The sequence below is a fragment of the Pedobacter sp. NJ-S-72 genome (assembly GCF_053890575.1).
Window position 1 is genome coordinate 1,106,884 of sequence record NZ_CM132681.1, and the last position, 17,603, is coordinate 1,124,486.

At 40.0% G+C, this 17,603-nt stretch carries 23 protein-coding genes and 1 pseudogene; 6 read left to right on the forward strand and 18 right to left on the reverse strand.

Going from position 1 to position 17,603, the window contains the following annotated elements:
- Nucleotides 1-14: 14 nt before the first annotated feature.
- From ACWYN3_RS07275 to ACWYN3_RS07355, 17 genes and pseudogenes are all read right to left on the reverse strand, one after another.
- Nucleotides 15-512, reverse strand: a complete 498-nt coding sequence (locus ACWYN3_RS07275; protein ID WP_456220534.1) for a hypothetical protein — start codon at nt 510-512, stop codon at nt 15-17.
- Nucleotides 509-1,987, reverse strand: coding sequence for a hypothetical protein (locus tag ACWYN3_RS07280; protein WP_456220535.1), 1,479 nt, complete (start codon nt 1,985-1,987; stop codon nt 509-511). The genes ACWYN3_RS07275 and ACWYN3_RS07280 overlap by 4 nt, the downstream gene beginning before the upstream one ends.
- Nucleotides 1,988-2,019: 32 nt before the next feature.
- Nucleotides 2,020-3,024 carry a hypothetical protein gene (locus ACWYN3_RS07285; protein ID WP_456220536.1) on the reverse strand — a complete coding sequence of 335 codons (1,005 nt, stop codon included), beginning with the start codon at nt 3,022-3,024 and terminating at the stop codon, nt 2,020-2,022.
- A gap of 4 nt (nt 3,025-3,028) precedes the next feature.
- A complete protein-coding gene (locus ACWYN3_RS07290; protein ID WP_456220537.1) occupies nt 3,029-3,412 on the reverse strand; it encodes a hypothetical protein in 384 nt (127 codons plus the stop codon).
- An 8-nt stretch (nt 3,413-3,420) separates the two neighbouring features.
- Nucleotides 3,421-3,846, reverse strand: coding sequence for a GPW/gp25 family protein (locus ACWYN3_RS07295; protein WP_456220538.1), 426 nt, complete (start codon nt 3,844-3,846; stop codon nt 3,421-3,423).
- Between the two features lies 1 nt (nt 3,847).
- Entirely contained in the window at nt 3,848-4,150 is a 303-nt protein-coding gene (locus ACWYN3_RS07300; RefSeq protein ID WP_456220539.1) for a PAAR domain-containing protein, read from the reverse strand.
- A gap of 17 nt (nt 4,151-4,167) precedes the next feature.
- Nucleotides 4,168-4,509: a hypothetical protein gene (locus tag ACWYN3_RS07305; RefSeq protein ID WP_456220540.1), complete on the reverse strand. Its 342-nt coding sequence runs from the start codon at nt 4,507-4,509 to the stop codon at nt 4,168-4,170.
- Nucleotides 4,510-4,535: 26 nt separating this feature from the next.
- The gene (gene vgrG / locus ACWYN3_RS07310) at nt 4,536-5,981 is read right to left on the reverse strand and encodes a type VI secretion system tip protein VgrG (RefSeq protein WP_456220541.1); all 1,446 of its coding nucleotides are present in this window, start codon (nt 5,979-5,981) and stop codon (nt 4,536-4,538) included.
- 61 nt (nt 5,982-6,042) lie between these two features.
- A pseudogene (locus tag ACWYN3_RS07315) lies at nt 6,043-6,537 on the reverse strand (CIS tube protein); the annotation flags it as partial.
- A 125-nt stretch (nt 6,538-6,662) separates the two neighbouring features.
- Nucleotides 6,663-6,827: a DUF5908 family protein gene (locus tag ACWYN3_RS07320; protein WP_456220542.1), complete on the reverse strand. Its 165-nt coding sequence runs from the start codon at nt 6,825-6,827 to the stop codon at nt 6,663-6,665.
- A gap of 13 nt (nt 6,828-6,840) precedes the next feature.
- A complete protein-coding gene (locus ACWYN3_RS07325) occupies nt 6,841-7,284 on the reverse strand; it encodes a phage tail protein (protein WP_456220543.1) in 444 nt (147 codons plus the stop codon).
- A gap of 11 nt (nt 7,285-7,295) precedes the next feature.
- The gene (locus tag ACWYN3_RS07330; protein WP_456220544.1) at nt 7,296-7,544 is read right to left on the reverse strand and encodes a phage tail protein; all 249 of its coding nucleotides are present in this window, start codon (nt 7,542-7,544) and stop codon (nt 7,296-7,298) included.
- Between the two features lie 7 nt (nt 7,545-7,551).
- Nucleotides 7,552-7,755, reverse strand: a complete 204-nt coding sequence (locus tag ACWYN3_RS07335) for a phage tail protein (RefSeq protein ID WP_456220545.1) — start codon at nt 7,753-7,755, stop codon at nt 7,552-7,554.
- A 34-nt stretch (nt 7,756-7,789) separates the two neighbouring features.
- Entirely contained in the window at nt 7,790-9,022 is a 1,233-nt protein-coding gene (locus tag ACWYN3_RS07340) for a phage tail sheath family protein (RefSeq protein WP_456220546.1), read from the reverse strand.
- Complete coding sequence (locus ACWYN3_RS07345) at nt 9,019-9,306, reverse strand: hypothetical protein (protein WP_456220547.1); 288 nt, start codon at nt 9,304-9,306, stop codon at nt 9,019-9,021. The genes ACWYN3_RS07340 and ACWYN3_RS07345 overlap by 4 nt, the downstream gene beginning before the upstream one ends.
- 48 nt (nt 9,307-9,354) lie before the next feature.
- Complete coding sequence (locus ACWYN3_RS07350; RefSeq protein ID WP_456220548.1) at nt 9,355-10,044, reverse strand: hypothetical protein; 690 nt, start codon at nt 10,042-10,044, stop codon at nt 9,355-9,357.
- A gap of 127 nt (nt 10,045-10,171) precedes the next feature.
- Nucleotides 10,172-10,708 (reverse strand): DUF4255 domain-containing protein, encoded by a 537-nt coding sequence (locus tag ACWYN3_RS07355; protein WP_456220549.1) that lies wholly within the window; start codon nt 10,706-10,708, stop codon nt 10,172-10,174.
- 215 nt (nt 10,709-10,923) lie between these two features.
- Between ACWYN3_RS07355 and ACWYN3_RS07360 the strand changes: the two genes are divergently transcribed.
- Genes ACWYN3_RS07360 through ACWYN3_RS07385 form a run of 6 tightly spaced genes read left to right on the forward strand, consistent with a single transcriptional unit; the run spans nt 10,924 to nt 16,485 of the window.
- Nucleotides 10,924-12,078, forward strand: coding sequence for a hypothetical protein (locus ACWYN3_RS07360; RefSeq protein WP_456220550.1), 1,155 nt, complete (start codon nt 10,924-10,926; stop codon nt 12,076-12,078).
- A 35-nt stretch (nt 12,079-12,113) separates the two neighbouring features.
- Nucleotides 12,114-13,199 (forward strand): glycosyl hydrolase family 18 protein, encoded by a 1,086-nt coding sequence (locus ACWYN3_RS07365; protein ID WP_456222923.1) that lies wholly within the window; start codon nt 12,114-12,116, stop codon nt 13,197-13,199.
- Nucleotides 13,200-13,244: 45 nt separating this feature from the next.
- Complete coding sequence (locus ACWYN3_RS07370; RefSeq protein ID WP_456220551.1) at nt 13,245-15,071, forward strand: eCIS core domain-containing protein; 1,827 nt, start codon at nt 13,245-13,247, stop codon at nt 15,069-15,071.
- 58 nt (nt 15,072-15,129) lie between these two features.
- Nucleotides 15,130-15,591, forward strand: coding sequence for a hypothetical protein (locus ACWYN3_RS07375; protein WP_456220552.1), 462 nt, complete (start codon nt 15,130-15,132; stop codon nt 15,589-15,591).
- Nucleotides 15,563-16,090, forward strand: coding sequence for a hypothetical protein (locus tag ACWYN3_RS07380; protein ID WP_456220553.1), 528 nt, complete (start codon nt 15,563-15,565; stop codon nt 16,088-16,090). Before ACWYN3_RS07375 ends, ACWYN3_RS07380 begins: the two co-directional genes overlap by 29 nt.
- Nucleotides 16,072-16,485: a hypothetical protein gene (locus tag ACWYN3_RS07385; protein ID WP_456220554.1), complete on the forward strand. Its 414-nt coding sequence runs from the start codon at nt 16,072-16,074 to the stop codon at nt 16,483-16,485. The genes ACWYN3_RS07380 and ACWYN3_RS07385 overlap by 19 nt, the downstream gene beginning before the upstream one ends.
- Before the next feature lie 16 nt (nt 16,486-16,501).
- Here ACWYN3_RS07385 and ACWYN3_RS07390 read toward each other — a convergent pair whose 3' ends face one another.
- Nucleotides 16,502-17,389, reverse strand: coding sequence for a metallophosphoesterase family protein (locus tag ACWYN3_RS07390; RefSeq protein WP_456220555.1), 888 nt, complete (start codon nt 17,387-17,389; stop codon nt 16,502-16,504).
- Between the last annotated feature and the right edge of the window lie 214 nt (nt 17,390-17,603).

Sequence of the window (17,603 nt, forward strand, 5' to 3'; positions counted from 1 at the left end):
AGTCAGCTTTAACATCATAGAGCCATGCAGAGATATACTTTTTTAATATCCTGGTTCATCTGTTTGATATAGAAGCCATCGCTCTGCAATACGTTGCCCGCAGCTTTAAATTTCACCTTTGCGACCACCATGATCCTTTCGTAAATGGGATTTCCAACCTCTACACGTATAAAATCTGAAACAGAGCCCTTAATAAACTTTTTAATTGCATATAAAACAGATAAGCTAACCCTGGGTTCCTGGCTGATAAAGCTGCCATCTTCCCGCTCTTTGGGAATCACAATCAAATGAATATTTACCCCTGGCAAGATCACATGATCATGGTCTGCTGTACCATAGCATTTGACCATCATAATCTGCGGAAAGGCATCCAGCACGGCCTGAGAAATGTCCAGTACGGACAGCAGGCGTTGTTTATGTCTTAATCTTTCACTAACCCTGATGTTGTATTGCCTATCAGACTCTTTGGGATATCCACCAAAAGAAGGGAAAAATTGCATGATACTTTTCACTGCGGGTAAGCTGCCCCGAAACCTTTAACAGAATCCTTAGGCAAGATATAAGTAGAATCAGGAAAATTCGATTGCCCGGGTTCCCTGATGGCAATTACTGCTTGCGAAAATATGGCGATCATCTTGGACTTCAAGGAGCTCGCGCAGGGTAAAGATGCCCGCAACCAGTAAAGATCCGGGTTAAGAATGGTGTTTCCTTTTTCGATCCCGTCCGGGATTTTCAACGTGACCACGCCGGTATTCATAAAGTTATTTGTTGTATCCATCAGTACTCCTGAAGCAGGAAACGGAACCCACTTGTTTTTGACTAAATGACTCCAGTTAATCAATTCAGGTTCATGTATGGAATGGTGCAGATTCGCTTCTGCCAGCTGAAATAAAAGCGACAGCTCCTGGTTTTCTGCCAAAGTACTTAATCCCAGGAAGAGATTGCTCTCATGATTTGGTGGTGGCACAAAGAAGTTATTCTTTAGGTTTTTACCATTGTAGAACTCGTCATATCCAAAAGGATAAAGATGAAACAGGATAAGTTCTTCTGTTTTATCCTGGGCACTACCATAGATTAATTCTGAATGTTCCAGTGTATAATCAATGGAGAGTGACTTAACCACAGGGATGTATGGTGGGTTAGGAGCGTCTTTCTTTTTCACGAACCTTTTGGCATTGTGTTCTGCTACTTCAATAAATGTTTTAGTATACAGACGGTTTCCAAAAGCCTCATCTGGCTGAGTCAGCTCGACACGAAGTGTACCTTGTTTAAAATCCTCGTTTATATCATCCAGATCAAGTTTAGGCGTATTCTCAAACCTGATCCGTTTTAAATCAATTCTGTTTATAGTAGTCTGGTCTTTCAGGAAAGCTTTACCATGAGGGCTCTGGCGTTCAAATAAATTAAATAATTGCTTCTCTTCTGTACCGGGGGTAATTTTTGAATTGGTATTGCTGCGCAGCGTTATTTTGAAAGAGTCATTTGTAAATGGATATTGATAACCTTGATAATAACCGGCAAAGCCATTCTCATCTGCCGGAAGATCAAACCAGTAAAATTGCAGCCGGAAATTAACCAGGTAGCGGTTAAAGATATTACTGTTGTTAATATCCAGATACGAACCTCTAACAGGAATAGGACCGAACGGCTGAAAAGGAGCTTTTCCATGTAAATCAACCAGGTTATTTCTCAGTTTGAAATGTTCAGATTCTCTTACTTCTACTTTGACTGTAACCCGTTCCATCACAAAATAAGACAGGAAAGTATAGGGATTGTGGAAAGATGAATTATTGAGTAATAAACGCAAAGCAGGCAATTGCAAATTAAGCTCATATCCATGCAATACAGGGTTATAGATACCAGCAGCTTCTTCATTACTGTCCATTTTGAATTTAACTTCCATACAGCAGCTGCTACTTGCGTTACCAGGCGTATAGGATACAGCATAGTGCTTAACGGGCAGCCAGCCAGCAGCTCCGGTAAGCATAACGTCAAAGCTCTGATTTAGCAATTCCAGTATTAGTACCCCTTTGTGTCAATGTCTAAAGCTTTGGACATCCGGGTTACCTGTTCATCAAAAGCTATACATGATTCCTGCTTAATAAAAAACTTGACACTGAAATTCCGCTGTCCATCTACCTGGTAGAAAAGTGGTGAGGCAACCAACAAACCTATATCTGCCTGATCCATTGTTTTTTGTTGAAACGGTAATTCACTCTGATCTTCCCCCAGTAATGGCCATGGAAAAGAAGCCCCATCTTTTTGAAAAGTATCAGGCACAGAAGAAGGGTAATTTCCCTGGTATACCTGTAGTTCTTTTACATCGCCTGCACTACCTTTTTTCCCTTCTAACTGTATTTTATTGCTGATAAAAACTGTTTTTAATTCCTTAACCTGTGTGGCAGTAATTTCTACGTCATTCGCTAAAGTATAAACCAGTTTTTCCTGGTATCCATCTACTTCGGTGATAAGCTGTTCGCCTTTATTTAATACAAAAGGGGTGCTGGCGGGTGTAGGTTCTACAATGAGATGCATCTTGTCCAGCTGCTCATCTTTATTTTTGATGCCGATGATATCCTTATAGAAATAATCCAGGTGTTTTTGCAGTAAACGGTTCACTGGTTGTTGCAGGTGGGTATAGAGTTCTAAAAAAGAAATCAATAAGGCAATATGCGGGTCAAATATGTCACCATCAGCAGACGGGGTTTTTACATACTGCCGTGCCGTGCTTAAAAGTTTTATAAATTTCGTCTCTAAATCGGCAACAAGGTTGTCAAAATAGGGAATAGACAACATGATCCTTTCCCTGATAGTCCCGCTTTTATGGAAAGGCTCGTCAATGACTTCATAATTCCTTTCAAATACAAAACTGAATGATTGATGGTCAAAATGAATCCTCACACCATCTCCCAGCAGATCTATAGCATTCTGATTGTAATCATAAAGGCGCTGCAAGTGGTGAACGAATGTTTCGTTGGTGAGCTCAAAATGATTGGTACGGCCCAGGTTATTTGCCGTTTCCAATCTCTTATGGAATTTCAATCTGCAAAACTGCAAAGCTCTGGACAAACAAGAAAATGCTCTTCAGGCAGCCGGTTAGTTCTTCCTGACTTTCAGAAAGCTTAAGTGCGTTTGTTAATTTTTTATATAAGTCAGTTGAAGTCCTGCTATCTATGCTAGCGAGTAATGCAATCAGTATATCAATATCTGAACTTAAAAAGTCCTGCCAGTCTCCCTGAATGGTATTGGTTTCGTCGTAATAATTGAACTGGCCGCAAAGCTCATAAAGCAGCCTGAACAAATCGGGCGCATCTTTCTCATCAATACCAAAATAGGAGGTATCAAGAGAAGCAAGGTAGCGTTCCGACTGGCTCATGCCATCTTTAATTTCGGGCTTTAGTTCTGTTGCCATAGGGTATTTTAAATAGAGACGTTAGTACCTTCTGCCAGGTAAAATGGATAAACAATATTGTGCCTGGTATTGGTCGTGATCACTGTATATTGGATATGCATGTGGACTAAGCCGTCTAAAAGGCTTTCTCTAAAATCTCTCTCTGCCTGGTGGAACCTGATTCTTGGCTCAAAAAAATTTAATAAAGCCTGTCCGATCAGCTGGTTTAATTCAGTAATCAGGTTTGAACTCAACTGTTCAAATACCATCCTTTTAAGGTTACAGCCAAATTCTGGCTGCATGATCCGCTCGCCAGGTGTGGTACCCAGTATGATATGGATGCTTTGCTCAATATCTGCCACTCCTGAAGACATCCGGTTGGTATTATTTACCCGGTCAAACGCAGGAGGAAAACTCCAGCCGCGTCCTAAAAATGTTCTTTCTTCCTGTTCCATTTTATCCTCCTATAAAAACTGTTGGGCAGCCTATTGCAATCGTGCCTCCATGAGCTGTAGTATCTCCCATACGGGCTGCTGGTTTACCACACAGTAATACTGTTGCTGATCCTTTAATAATGGAATCAGGCGGGCCAACACATACCGCCATATCACCAACTACTGCAGCTATCATTTTTCCTATGATTACAGTAGGGGCACCAGGGCCAATAACCGGGCCGCCAACATGAGGTATAGGTGGCAGACCAGGGGTAATCATCGGACAAGTATGCAGGTCTGTAATTCTCGCGGCCATTGTTCCCATATTATCTTTAATTTATATTAGTTAATCATTACCATTGCACCTTTAATGGTAGTCGGGCCGGATGCAGAGACTTCAGCAGTACTTCCTTTTGCCGTAAATTCTCCCATAGCGGTGTTTTTAATGCTCTTTCCGGAAACGGCTACATCGCCATTGCTTGATGATATAGTTACTTTACCACCAGCAGAAAGTTTCAGGCTGCCTTTAGCATCCAGTATAATGTCTTTGTCACTGGTCAGTTTGATGCCATCTGCAGTCATACTGATCAGGTTATTGTTTTTATCCTTGAGTTCAATAGTATGTTTATCCTCTTTCTCACTGATGGTAATCCTGTTTTCACCGGGCGTTTCAATCTGTATCACTTTGTACTGGTCATCAAAAGATATTTTCAGCTTACTTTTTTAGTCGTGATTCTTTTGATGTAATTATTTTCATCGGCCGCAGGATTTGGCGCAACGTTTTTGGTGCCGAAGAGTGAACCTAGTATAATTGGGTTATTGGGGTTACTGTCTACAAACCCAACGGCAACCTCATCACCAATTTCTGGCAGAAACTCTAATCCTGCTCCTGAGGTTGCGTAAAAATTGGCCATTCTTGCCCAGACTTCATTTTCTTTATCTTCTTCAGCAGGTAAGGCAACCAGAACTTTATATAAAGAACCCGGCTCTTTTGTGTCCTGCGCAAGTTTGACTACCCTTGCGGTTCTCAGGCCATACATTACTGGTACCTGGCCATTTGCTGGTTGCGCTGAAAAACCATCACTTTTGCTGATTGGTTTACTATCTAAACCGAATTTCGCGGTTGTTTTCCATAAGCCCTTGTTGATAGAATGGCTTACAGAAGTCACATAAGCATTTCCATTATACCTTTTTCCTACACCCTCGAGCAGAATAATCGTTCCGGTTTTTACCAGCGGGGAGCCTACAAAACTTACACTTCCTCTGATGGCGTTTAAACGAATCCTCAATAATTTACTGTTTACAAATGCTTCTAATTCTGCAGTTGTGGTCGGCGTATTTAAAAGATGCGACTGTGGCGCTGCGTTAAATTTTCCGGCCAGTTCTTTTGGCTGTAAATTACCCTGATTATTCATCGAAGGTTCTTTTGCCGTTACACTGAGCGGTTTTTGCTGATCATCATAGCCAGATCCCTTGACAGAAGCTGGCTGGTTTTCAGCAACAAGCTCACCCGAAAAGTCCAGGATAGAATCTCCTGAAGCTAATCTGATTACTGGTGATTGCGCTAAACCAGGAGGTTTAATGCTCACTGTATCAGCATCCAGAGAAACAATAAACCCATTTTCGTCTGCTCTTGAGACCACAAAATCCCAGTCAGTAGCATCATTTTGAGTAAATTTCTCATGTTTAATGGTGGTACTTTCTACTGATTCCTTAATCTTATGTTCAGATAGTATCTCTTCTATAATGGCGCTGTCCGTTTTATCCTGAAAGGTTTTTGTTTTTTTCTCCATGGTCATTTTCACCACAATGTGTTTACAGCTTAATTTCATACTTACAGGCTGATCACCACTTAGCTGCACTGAATGGCTAACAATGCACCCTTTAAACAATACTGTTTCACCCTGATCATCATAGCCGCCTGTAATCTCAATAACATTGCCTGGAGTAAATATTTCATCATCAGCAACACTCAGACTAGAGAAATCGCTGGCATAATTCCCGGAAATAGCTAATTCCGCGGAAGAGATAGTCCCAAGCTGATGTGAAATAGAAATAGATTCAATACCATATTCCTCCTTCATTTCTGTACCGTTAATTTTAACAGTACAGCGCAGAGACATATTCTTTATAATTTCCCAGGGACTTGCAGGCATAGCATTTTATTTTTTTAAGGGTGGAAAATAAATCTGATCTCCCGGCTTGATTGCATTGATATTATTTGAGGTTGTTAATCCTTGCGACCTCCATATAATAGGCACTGGTTCCATAAATCTGGTAAGTCATCAGTGGCAAGGTATCACCTGCTTTTACAGTACGGGCATGTGTTAGATCAGGTGAACTGTTCGCCGCCTCATTGACTTTAGTTTGCGGATCAACAGATGCTTTAAATTCAAGAGATACCTCGGCTCTTAAACAAGTTCCATCTGGTTTAAATAAGGTGTACTTTACATTATAAGAGGTACAGATACCTTTAAAAAGAAGATTTCCCCAGGTGATTCTAACATAAGGTGGCATATGAATTTTGCCATCATACTCATAAACAAGTCTGGAGAGCTCATTGAGATAGCCATCTACATCCTTAAAACCGGATAACGGAACAATCCCTGTTCCGTCAACCAGTAGTTTGTCTATCTTCAGTACACTGCCGCCCGTATTGTTAAAGAAAAATGTTTGTGCTGAATCCCCCTTAATATTAAAAGAACTGAAATTATTTGAATGGTCAGTGTCAGTGAATAGCTGTCCGGGTTAATAAAAGCATTGATAGTGCCTCTGCTATCATTCGTATAATCTGCTTTACGAAAAGATTCTATCTTTAATTTGATAAGCGCCATATATTACCTTTCTGAACGTTTTTCTATTCTCCGTTGAATCTTTTCCACGCATTTCTCTATAATTCTGTCTTCCAAATCGCGCATCTGCTCCTTTAAGTCAGCATTTGACGTATGATTTGCAGTTTCTATATTAACTTTTATAACAAGTTCACGTATTTCTAAAGGCATAATTCATTGATTATTATTCCATTCTTACAAAATAGTCATAGGCGATAGTCAGCGTTTCAATGGCCAATGCGTTATCTTCTGCTTTAAATTCAGAAATTTCAATCCCTACCGGATAAGCATTTTCTACTCTCCACCTTATGGTAGGTGCTCTTTGCTCATTGATCAGACTGATATAGATCTGTTTTGGCTTGAAATTAAAATTCCTGATCGCATCATTGATCCATTTTGTAAACTGTGAACCTCTGAGAATTCCGCGCTTCAGGACCAGTGGATTATACTGTGCTCTTTTAGGGAACTTATGTTCATAGTCATTTACTCCACCTTCAATTACAGTTTCCAGATCGAATTTGACAGAAAGCCCACCTACATCGCGAAAGCTGCATTCTCCTTCATTGCTAAAACCAGGTATTCTGACCTCAAAGCTAAAAGCTACAGGAACCTCATATGGATACGACATCTGCGCTGTGTTTAGCTAGCCAGTTCAAACCCTTCATGGGCAAGTTCCATCGTCTCTACTGCCGGCTCATTAGCATCTGCTTTCATATCGGATACCGACATTTTAACCGGGAAAGCATTTTTAAGGTTCCAGGACATCGCTACCCCATTTGCCTCATCTAACAAGCTGATCACCACAGTCTGTCTTTCAAAAGTGTTCATCTTGATCTTGTTATATAAGTCCCATAACTTCTTGTCATCTTTAAAGATGCCTTTCTTCAAGGTTACGTTACCAAACAAACTTCTTAATACCCGGCATCTTCACTGTAGAAAATACGGCACTATTGCCGACTCTGTATTCAATTACCTGTGTTTCAGAAGAAAGTCCGGTTACCTCCTGAAATAATAGTTCGTCACTTCCAATCTTCACTGAGAATTGAAATTTAACTAACGGCCACGTTGTGGCTGCCTGAGCGGCTCCATTATCTGCCATAAAAAATGTTTTTGTATGAGGTTAATAAATAAAATTAAGATTGTTGTTGTTGTTGCTGGAACGTCAGCACAATAAATTCTGCAGGGCGTACAATAGCTAACATGACCGTAATACGCATAATTCCATCGAGTATATCATTTGGAGTCATTGTAGAGCCCAGGCCGATTTGAACATTGTATGCTTGTTCTGGCGCTGCACCTGCAAGGGCACCTTGTTTCCATAAGTTATAGAGGAAGTTATTAATCATACTGCTGATTGTAATCCAGGTATTTCCATCATTGGCTTCAAAAACATAAGATCTGGTAGCCAGCTTTAAAGACTGCTCTATCATAATCAGTGTGCGCCTTACGTTCACATATCTCCAGTCCTGGCTATTGCCATCTAAAGTACGTGCACCCCAAACTAAAGTACCTATGCCTGGGAAAGGACGGATCACGTTGATTGATTTGCCTGCCATGATATCTACATTAAGCATTTTCTGTTCATTATGAGAAACAGCAATAGCAGGTTCATTGACCATAGTTAAGGATACATTAGCTGGTGATTTCCAAACACCTCTTGCAGTATCTACAAAAGTATAAATGCCTGCTATAGCAGAACTTGGAGGGAGCAGGTTCAGTTTAGATCTGATCTCTTCCATGATCGCAACATAAGTAGGGCTGGCGGCCTTTAGCGATTGATGGTAGTTTGTTTTTGCAGCAAGGGTTAATGCGTCACCTGTCAGTAGCCCAAATGCAGTAACAATGTCTTTAACCTTGTCTTCAGGTAACAAAGTGTCCAGCTTTACTGCGGAATCAATCAGATTCTGATAATTGACCTCACTGGGTTGGATTACAGAGGTTTTAAGGTAAGGGTAGTAGGCTGCACCATAATTTAAACACTCTGTACCAATACCTTCACGAAATCCATTACTATCATCTTCAATTGTATTTCCAGGTGTATTGTAAACATCTAATATGCAAAACCGGTTCTGCATGTCAAGACAATGCTTTAAAGCGAGTTTATAAAGATTATAAGCAATAGTCTCACCTTTGGTGATTATATCCGGCAATACGATTAGTGTAGGTTCATATTCTTTTTCAAGGATAGAGAAAACATTCTGACTTTCAGGACCTTGTGTGAAATTGTTGGTGTCAATATCAAAACCATCGGGTTTATCTCCGTAAGTTTCCACAGAAAGGATGTAGCATACACTTCCGCCGTTGTAATAAAATAGCCTGATTGCATTATAAAGTAAGAATACATGGTTTGGATTAATCTGTATCACTTTATCGGCACCATTGATCTTAAAGGTTTCTTTCCCGGTACAGCCGGAGTTGGTGCATCCGCAATTGTAAATTCGGAATTGAAGCCCTCGCCAAAATACTCTACGAATACTGCGAGAGAAGTAACACGCGTAGGTTTGTACACCAGGGACTTCCCATTTCGCTGTGCTTTTGCTGTGTAACCAATAAAAACCGGTATTGCGGTTTCTACAGCTACTGCGGATCCGGGAAAGGCGTTTTTTTTCTCCTCTATGTATACACCGGGGGTTTTGTAATCTAATGCCATAGTTTTTTAATTTTACTGTTTATATGCGGTTGATTAAATTGCTTAATATCAGATGAATATAAATGATATGTTTTTGTCTTTATGTTCATCTGCAATCTTAACGGATGATATATATTGCGGATTTGGCCCGGGTAATACCGGGAGTACCACTTTGTAACTTTGCTGCTCCGTCTGATACTCTTCGACCAGCTGAAAAGTATGGATTACCCGCTGATAATGGGAGATCGGGTTTTTAGAAAAAAACAGGAGGGCTGTTCTGTTCTCAGTAAGCTGTGTAGGTTCGGGGCCAGAAAATAGTTCCTGCGCTTCTTTATCCAGTATGGCCGGGTTAATCAATTCCTGGAGATAATCTGTGGATAATACATAGCACCAGTAAGTTGAAGCGGTACTAAAGGAGATGTGAAGACTTTCTTCCAGCGCATCATGCAAGTGAATATCAATCATTCCAAAAGGTTTTGAGAACAAATCAATATCCCTGGTGTCCACCGCTCTGAAATCATCTTTTCCAACATAAGTGCCTGTATGTAAATTTGAATTGTCTGTATTGGTGAAAAAGAAATAATTACGTGAAATATCAGTATTAAAAGCAGTAGTATAATTATAAAAGTTATGATCCCTGTTCATGAGTAAAAAATTTAATTGTTTTGCACTTGCTAAAAATTCTGCTCTCAATCTTTCACTGCCATAACAAAGCGAATCATAAAGGACATGTACACCGTGTTGAAAGGGGACCAGCATACCACCATTATTTCTGTGAGTGTCAATTTTGTTTCGGCCGTAGGCTTAACTGTTAAAGATCTCAGCTTCCCATCAGGGAAGAAATCGTGTTTAAATAAAATGCTGAACGCTTTATGGTATTGCTGCATCATATCTGTTGAGAATTATCTTCTGTTATACCAGTCACTACCGGACGGTATTCGCTTATTTTATTAGAATCGTAAATGATCATTCGTACTTTGTATAAAACAGACGGCATATATTTAGCTCCTAATACAGACCAGATATTACTTAATTTGTCTGGTTCGACTGATTCCATTTCGAAAACCAGCTTCTCTAAATCCTGATCCATTCGCGGCGTATTGGTATGGTCAAACACATTTTTTTCCTGCAGGAAACCAATTGCAAAGGATAAGAACCGCAATGCCTCTGCATAATTGGTATCAGAGAAATGGCAGGAAATCATTAAATGCAGTTGTATACAAATTGGTTTAGCTGAACTAGTGCTTAATCCAGCTCCTGTTAAACCTTCCCGTTTCAAATTTGTATCACGAATAATATTAATCAGTGTAATTAAAACTTTGTTTTCTCCTTGTACTGCACTACTTCCATTCTGGTTCATGATTCCAGAAATAATCACTCTGTCATCATGTATTTTAAGTTTGCTCTTAAAAAAGGCATTCATTTCTTCAGCGAGACAGTTTAAACAGGCGTAGATCATTATAAAACTTGTTTATCGTTTAGATTTCAATCGTGTTAACCAAAACTATCCAATATAACCGGAGGGCTTACCGGTAGAATTACCTGTATTCGTAAACACGTAATTCTACTTGATTTTATGCAGACGAATAAGATCAAATTAGCATGGCGGATAAATAGGAATATAATCGTGGCCTGCTTATGAAAAGGATAGCTTTAAATTTTCTCTTACCTCTTTTTTTAGTTTTATTATTTCAGGGTGGCCGGGCAGCAAACAGAAAATCTTCTTCGACACTGGTGTTTGCCAGTAATGCGAATTGGATTATGCCGGGTTTTCAGCAGCAAGACCCGAAAAAAGAACAGCCTAAGCCAGACGCTAAGAAAACTAATCTCTGGAAGGCCCTGCTTGCGTTCTTAAAATTCAAAAGCAAAGCAGATAAAAAGCTGGATGGCAGAATCCTGGTAGCCATTGAGAAATTGGGTTTAACAGACTCTATTGCCGCTACCTCTGCTAATGTAAGGGTGATGATTGCCGAGTTGAAAAAAAACAGGTATCATGATTTAGACTCTCTTCAAGCTGTTTTATCGATACTGATCCAGAAGCAGAAAGATATAGACGATTTGATCAATGCTGGTGATAAAACACCTGCCGTAACCCCGTCAAATGCAGATCTGGCTGCACTGGCCAATCAGCTGATTCCGATACTTGATCAACGGGCAATTAAAGAAACCGGGAGCATAGATAAATTTGAAAAACTGAGAAGGCTGAACCGGGTAAAAAATGCAGATCCAAATACTGTTTATACGCTAAAGATAGCTGATACAGTGACCAGGAAATATACCCTTCAGTTAAAGAACAAAGCAGAGATCTTTGGCTTTTTTGACGCCTCATATAAAGGCGATGCCAATGCTTTTTTCAACGCAGCAACTTCCCTGATTTATTACGCATTGTCTTTAAATGAATCAACGGGTAATTTTGATCATCTGAATGGCTGGGATACAGCCCCTGTAATTGACAAGGCACAAAAAAGTGGATCTAAATTGTATTTTACGGTGTTGATTGCAAATAAAAGTAGCAGGGGGCAATTACTGTATAATGAGGTTGTTCAAAGAAAATCTATTGCCAGTATTTTGTTGTTGCTAAAGAAACGTAAGGCTAACGGTGTTAATATCAGTTTCAAGAATCTGGCTAAAAAAGATAAACAACGTTTTTCCGCATTTATTGGTCTGCTGCATCAGGCACTGCTGGCCGAAGACCCGGCAGCAAAGTTATTTGTTACCCTGCCGCGTACAAATTTTGATGGCGCCTATGAACTGGGGGAACTTAGTAAATATACAGACAGATATTTTTTATAGATTTTGCTTCTAATACCTCACGTATAGGGGCAGCTCTGGCACCGCTAACAGGAAAAGAGCATGAAACTATTGATGCTTCTTACACATGGTACCTTGCACAGGGTATTGATGCAGAAAAGTTAATTATTATTCTGCCATATCGGGGGGCAAAGTGTGAAATAGATCCTGTTACTTCTGTTTCGAAAGCATTTTCGGGGTATCTGCCGTATAATGAAATACAGCTTATGACTCAAAATCATGCTTTATACAGTGCAGCAAATGAAAGTTTATACATTGATACAGTATCTCATAATGCCCGGAGTTATCGGATCTGGTACGATGACGAGGTGACTTTATCAAAAAAGTATGATTATATCCTGAAGAATAACGTAGCAGGGATCGGTATTTATTACATCAATTATGATGATTCTTTCGCAGTACTCAATGATGAGTTGATGTATAAGTTTACTTATGTGGATACGACCTATTTAAAAGGTCCGCCTGTGATTATGCCTGCTGAGATTTCCTTTTTTGAAAAGGTGAAAAGGCATATTGTTTTATGGAACTTTATTCTGCAAAATCCTTGTGCTACCTGCTTTGAAAGTACTGTTTCCACTGCTGATAACTCAAAAATCAATTCTTATCTCAGCGAGATAAATGTGTATTCGCTCGTAAAGGAAGAAAAGCAGGAGAATGCGAAAATACCTGGTAATTATGGCGTGATAAATAATGTCACATTTAAAGAGGTTTTCAATTATGTAAATAAAGAATTAAATACCTTTTTAAAGTACGTTACACTTGTGTTTTTTATGATCAGTGCAGCTGTTACGGCTTATTTTATCTGGGGGATAAAGTATTATGCTGGTGAGTGGAAGCATAAGAAACTGGTTGCAGGTATCTTGTTTGGTCTTATTTCTTTGTTTGTCCTTTTTGGATCTACTTTTTGTTTTACCAGTGATCTGATACCGATTTTTGGGGTATCGGCAGCTGCGGCCAGCAGCTCAGGTTGTGTTACAGACCCTGATTGTATCAATATGCCTTACAACACACTTTTAATAATCATTGTAATCAGTGTCGCGATTGGCTTTCTTATTTTTAATTATCTGATCACGCCATTGATTAAAAAAGACGATTTGCCATAAGCTGCGTTTTTTTTAATAATGGATATAAATTTTGAAACACGAATTATGAGTAATTACGCTGATGAAAATAAAGAAAAGAAAGGCCAGTCACAGACCCAAAATGTTTCTCAAAGAAAAAAGGAAAACAATACGGGGTTGCCTAACCAACTAAAGGCAGGGGTAGAGCAGCTCTCCGGCATGTCCATGGATGGAGTTAAGGTTCATTATAATTCAGCTAAACCCTCGCAGTTACAAGCACATGCCTACGCCCAGGGTACGGACATACATATTGGACCCGGACAGGAAAAACACCTTCCTCATGAGGCATGGCATGTGGTACAGCAGAAGCAAGGTAGAGTGCAACCCACGCTGCAGATGAAAAAATACGCAATTAATGATGATTCGCAACTGGAAAATGAAGCGGATATAATGGGCCAACAAGCGCTGCAAAAAATGGATTGCCATAGGATTGGCATTCCTTCTTCCGGATGGTCTGGCGCTTATGGTACTGGAGGGACTGTGCAATTATATAGTGGCGTACTTGTCATACAGGCAAACGGTTTAGTTGCTGCGGTAATCTCCGGTGAAGAAACTGGAGACATGGGTACCGATATGCTCGTTAAAATACTGCGTAAACAAGTAAGAAAACCTGAATGGGAAGATTTAATTATTGTATCACTTAAGACATTTGATTACACTATAGGTAAGCCTGCAGCAGACGGATGGGTTTCCTGGGCATACTCGAAATTGTCTGGTGAATTCATTACTCAAATACTTTCTTATGCCTCACCTGTATATACCGGATTGCAGGCACTTTACGGGATCTTTAAGTTCCTGCCGGAGCCTGTGCAAAATCTTATCGTTTTTGCGATGGGCAAGGGAATGCGTAAATTTCTTGGCTCCATGGAACCTAAGCTTTCTCCAGAAAATGCAGAATGGATCATAGACAGCACTTTTGTCGCTGATCCTATGGCCTCAATGTCGCTTATTATGGAGTGGTTTAAAGGATTGACTACTAGTCCTGCTTCATTTCTGTATAGCAAATGGAGGGGGGCTGCATCATCCCCGGCAGAATCGTCAGGTTCTGAGGCAGATAGCAGTACCGAGCCGGGTAAAGATGCTGCTGAGCTCCTGCAGCCTAGAATGGATACACTTTTTACCATGGACACAAGTATCTTAAAAATGCAGTTGGGTAAACCAAAAGTTCAGAAAGGAAAAAAACAGAGTGAATTGCAAAAATCTAGCCCAGGAGGACTCTCCGTTCCTTTTAACTTCAGCATACACTTATTCGACATAGATCTGCAGGCCAAGCAGGGAAATGAGGTGATTCTTCCCTGGAATGGTGGTTTTCATCTGAGCGTCCCCCTTGCGGAACTTGCGATTAATGGAGAACTGGCTAATGTTTTTAAAGTAGGCTCATTGCTGGTGAGTAACCTTGTGGTCACAGATAAGGGATTACAAAGCCTTGATGTTGCTATTAAAGATGTTTCAATAGCAAATAAGACAGTAGAGATAGATTTAATAGGTGGCGGATGGAGAAAAGAGAAAGGCGTGGCATTCGATGCTACAGGGAAAGTAAATGCATTAGGGCATGAATTTCCGGTTAACATGGGATTGGGGATTGATAAAGATGGGAAATTTAGTAAGGCAGAGCTGGGTATTAAGGCGATGGGGCCATTCCAGATCATTGATGGTGTGTTTTTTCTTGAGGATCCGGGTTTCAGCGGCAAAATTGCAAAAGGCGGTGCAGTGGATCTGGCATTTTCAGGTACTCCTAAATTAAGTATAGACGATTTACATGTTGATACCCAGAATCTCACAATGGAGTACAATAAAGCTGCTGGTAAAAAAGGAGATTTTAAGCTATCAGCATCATCATTTATTCTGAAATAAATATGGCAAACTTGGCCTCAGCATATTAAGACCAGAATTTAATACCAGTACCAAACAATTGCATGCCGATGAAGCTACATTGAGTTATAAAAAATCAAATGAAGAACCAGCAAAAGAAGCGGGTTTAATGGAAAAGAGTACAGGTGGAGGTGATTTTACCTGGTTAGATATGCTAAAAGTGACACCGGAAGCTTCCTTTTCTGTACCTGATCTCAATATTATGGGTACGTCACCCTTCATAAAGATGGGTAAACCAAGTGTAGCCAGCATTTCATTGTCGATGCTAGGTGTTAAAACAATGCTGGACTTTAAAGAAAAAAAGGGATCGATTGATGGTATATTCACTCAGGAGACGAAAATTCCCGTTTTGTCTTTACCTATTCCTATCATGCCCGGTCTCGAGGCTTTTGTTGACATAGATGTAGCGGCTTCAATAGAAGCGCTTTTAAAAGGAGAGTTAAGTAAACCTCATAAGGAACAACCACCCTGGCATGCCAGTGGTAAGGCAGGCAGGACTTAATGGACGTGTTTCTGCTACCTTGTCGGCTGGAGTGCAAGTGGGTAGTCAATTGGTGGTGGCAGTTTCTGCAGGGTTATTTGCGAGAGGTACGGGCGAATTCAGAAATAATTTTGAAATAAATGGTGGACTGCAATTTATCAATACAAGTATTCAAACTGTCCCTGGTGATCCCGTTAAAATAACTTACGAAATTGGCCCGGTGATTACCGCCGCTATAGGTGTACAGATTAAAGCAAAAGCATTACACGTTTTCCAGAAAATACTATATGAACGTGAATTTAAACAATGGACAATAGGAAAATATCTGATGGCGGGTGAGCTGAGTTGGGATGATGGAAAATGGCAGACAACCAGTCCAACAGGAGGTTTTGAAGGCAATAAACTAAATGAACCCGATCATGACGACAAAAAAATAATGGATGAGATGGCATCACGAAGGATACTTTTATCTGCGAATGTCGCTGTTGTTGGCGGTGCTGAATGCGTAAGGCTCTTGTAAAAAGCGTGATTGATGAGTATAAGCTTAAGGATGTGGAGGTATATGAAAAACTTGATAAATATTCAACGGATCTCGCTGAAATGAAAGCCAATAAGCATGATTTGAAGAGTGTATTTCTCGGTTCATTGCGTAATAGATCTGACATTAATGAAATCGGAAAAAAAATAACAGAACTTGAAAAAATAGTAGCCAGTCTTAAAGTAAGTTACAGAGAAGTATTGTTAGTACTGGTAGATGTGGAAAGGGTAATCGACGCGCTTAGCACGGAGAATCTGAACCTTGGTTTAGCAGACTTGAATGGCCAGCTGGAAAGACTATATAGTCAAGATCCTAAGCTTTCTGGAATAAAAGAAGGTACAATAGTTATAGGTGATTCTCTTAAAAAAACGGAATAAAAACGTAGACAGTTTTTTAATAGTTTATATAATACTCCTCAAAACTTCCGTCTGAATAAAGGTCTATCAGGCCATACCCAGGTGCAGTTTCCCGCTTATTGCCTTCCCACCAGGCACCGCTGACAGCTCCGTTACAAATGTAGGTTACTCCATTGTAAAGGACCTTGTCACGGAGGTGAATATGTCCGCTGAGGCACAGTTTTACATTAGGATGCTGATAAAATAGCTTTATTATTTTTGCGGTATCTGTATGCATGTCACCACCAAGCATTTCCCATTTATTAACAATGTTGTCTTCTATCATGAGCGTAGCCGTTAAGATAGGGATATCATCAGACGTGTTTTTTAGTTCGTTTTCCAACCAGGTAAATTGTGTTTCCCCAAGTTTGCCAATATACCAGGTTCCATCTATATCAAGATGTACGCTATCCAGAACGATGAATTTCCAGCCATTTTTATTAAAACTATAATAAGGACTGGAAAGTTTCAGCTGATCCATAGCGTATTGTTTGCCATAAATAGCCTGGCCCTTATTGTCTTCATTCCACCAGATATCGTGATTTCCCAGGCAGTACTGTACAGGGATATTGCATTCCTGCATCATGATGTCCTGTACTAATTTCCATTGTGCATCGATAGTGCTCAGCTGCTCTTTATTCATATCGTATACAATATCACCTCCATTAAGGATCAGATCAGGTTTTGGTTTTTGCTGCTGTACATGGTGCAGGCATTTGGCAAATCTTTTGGGTGCATCGAGATGATCTTTTAAATGGATATCAGTCAGATGGGCAATCCGTATGACTTTTGTTTTTGCTATTGAGGTATTGGCAAGGCCGATGGAAGGAGCAAGTAAAAGGCCACCCAGACCAGCAAGGTTTTTAAGAACAGATCTTCTTTTCATTGTGTATTGACTTGTTGGAAGTGCAAGAGCCAAAATTAGATTGTTTAATGATTGGTTGGAGGTGGATGTGTGTTAAGAATGTGTTATAATTGTTTAAACTATAACAAGAAGCTATTCTTGGCTAACGTGCTTTTAAATATGTAGAGGCCAATACGGTTAAGGTCGATACAACCAGGTTTAAGTTAAAATTTTTTTCACAAAAACATTTCCGGCA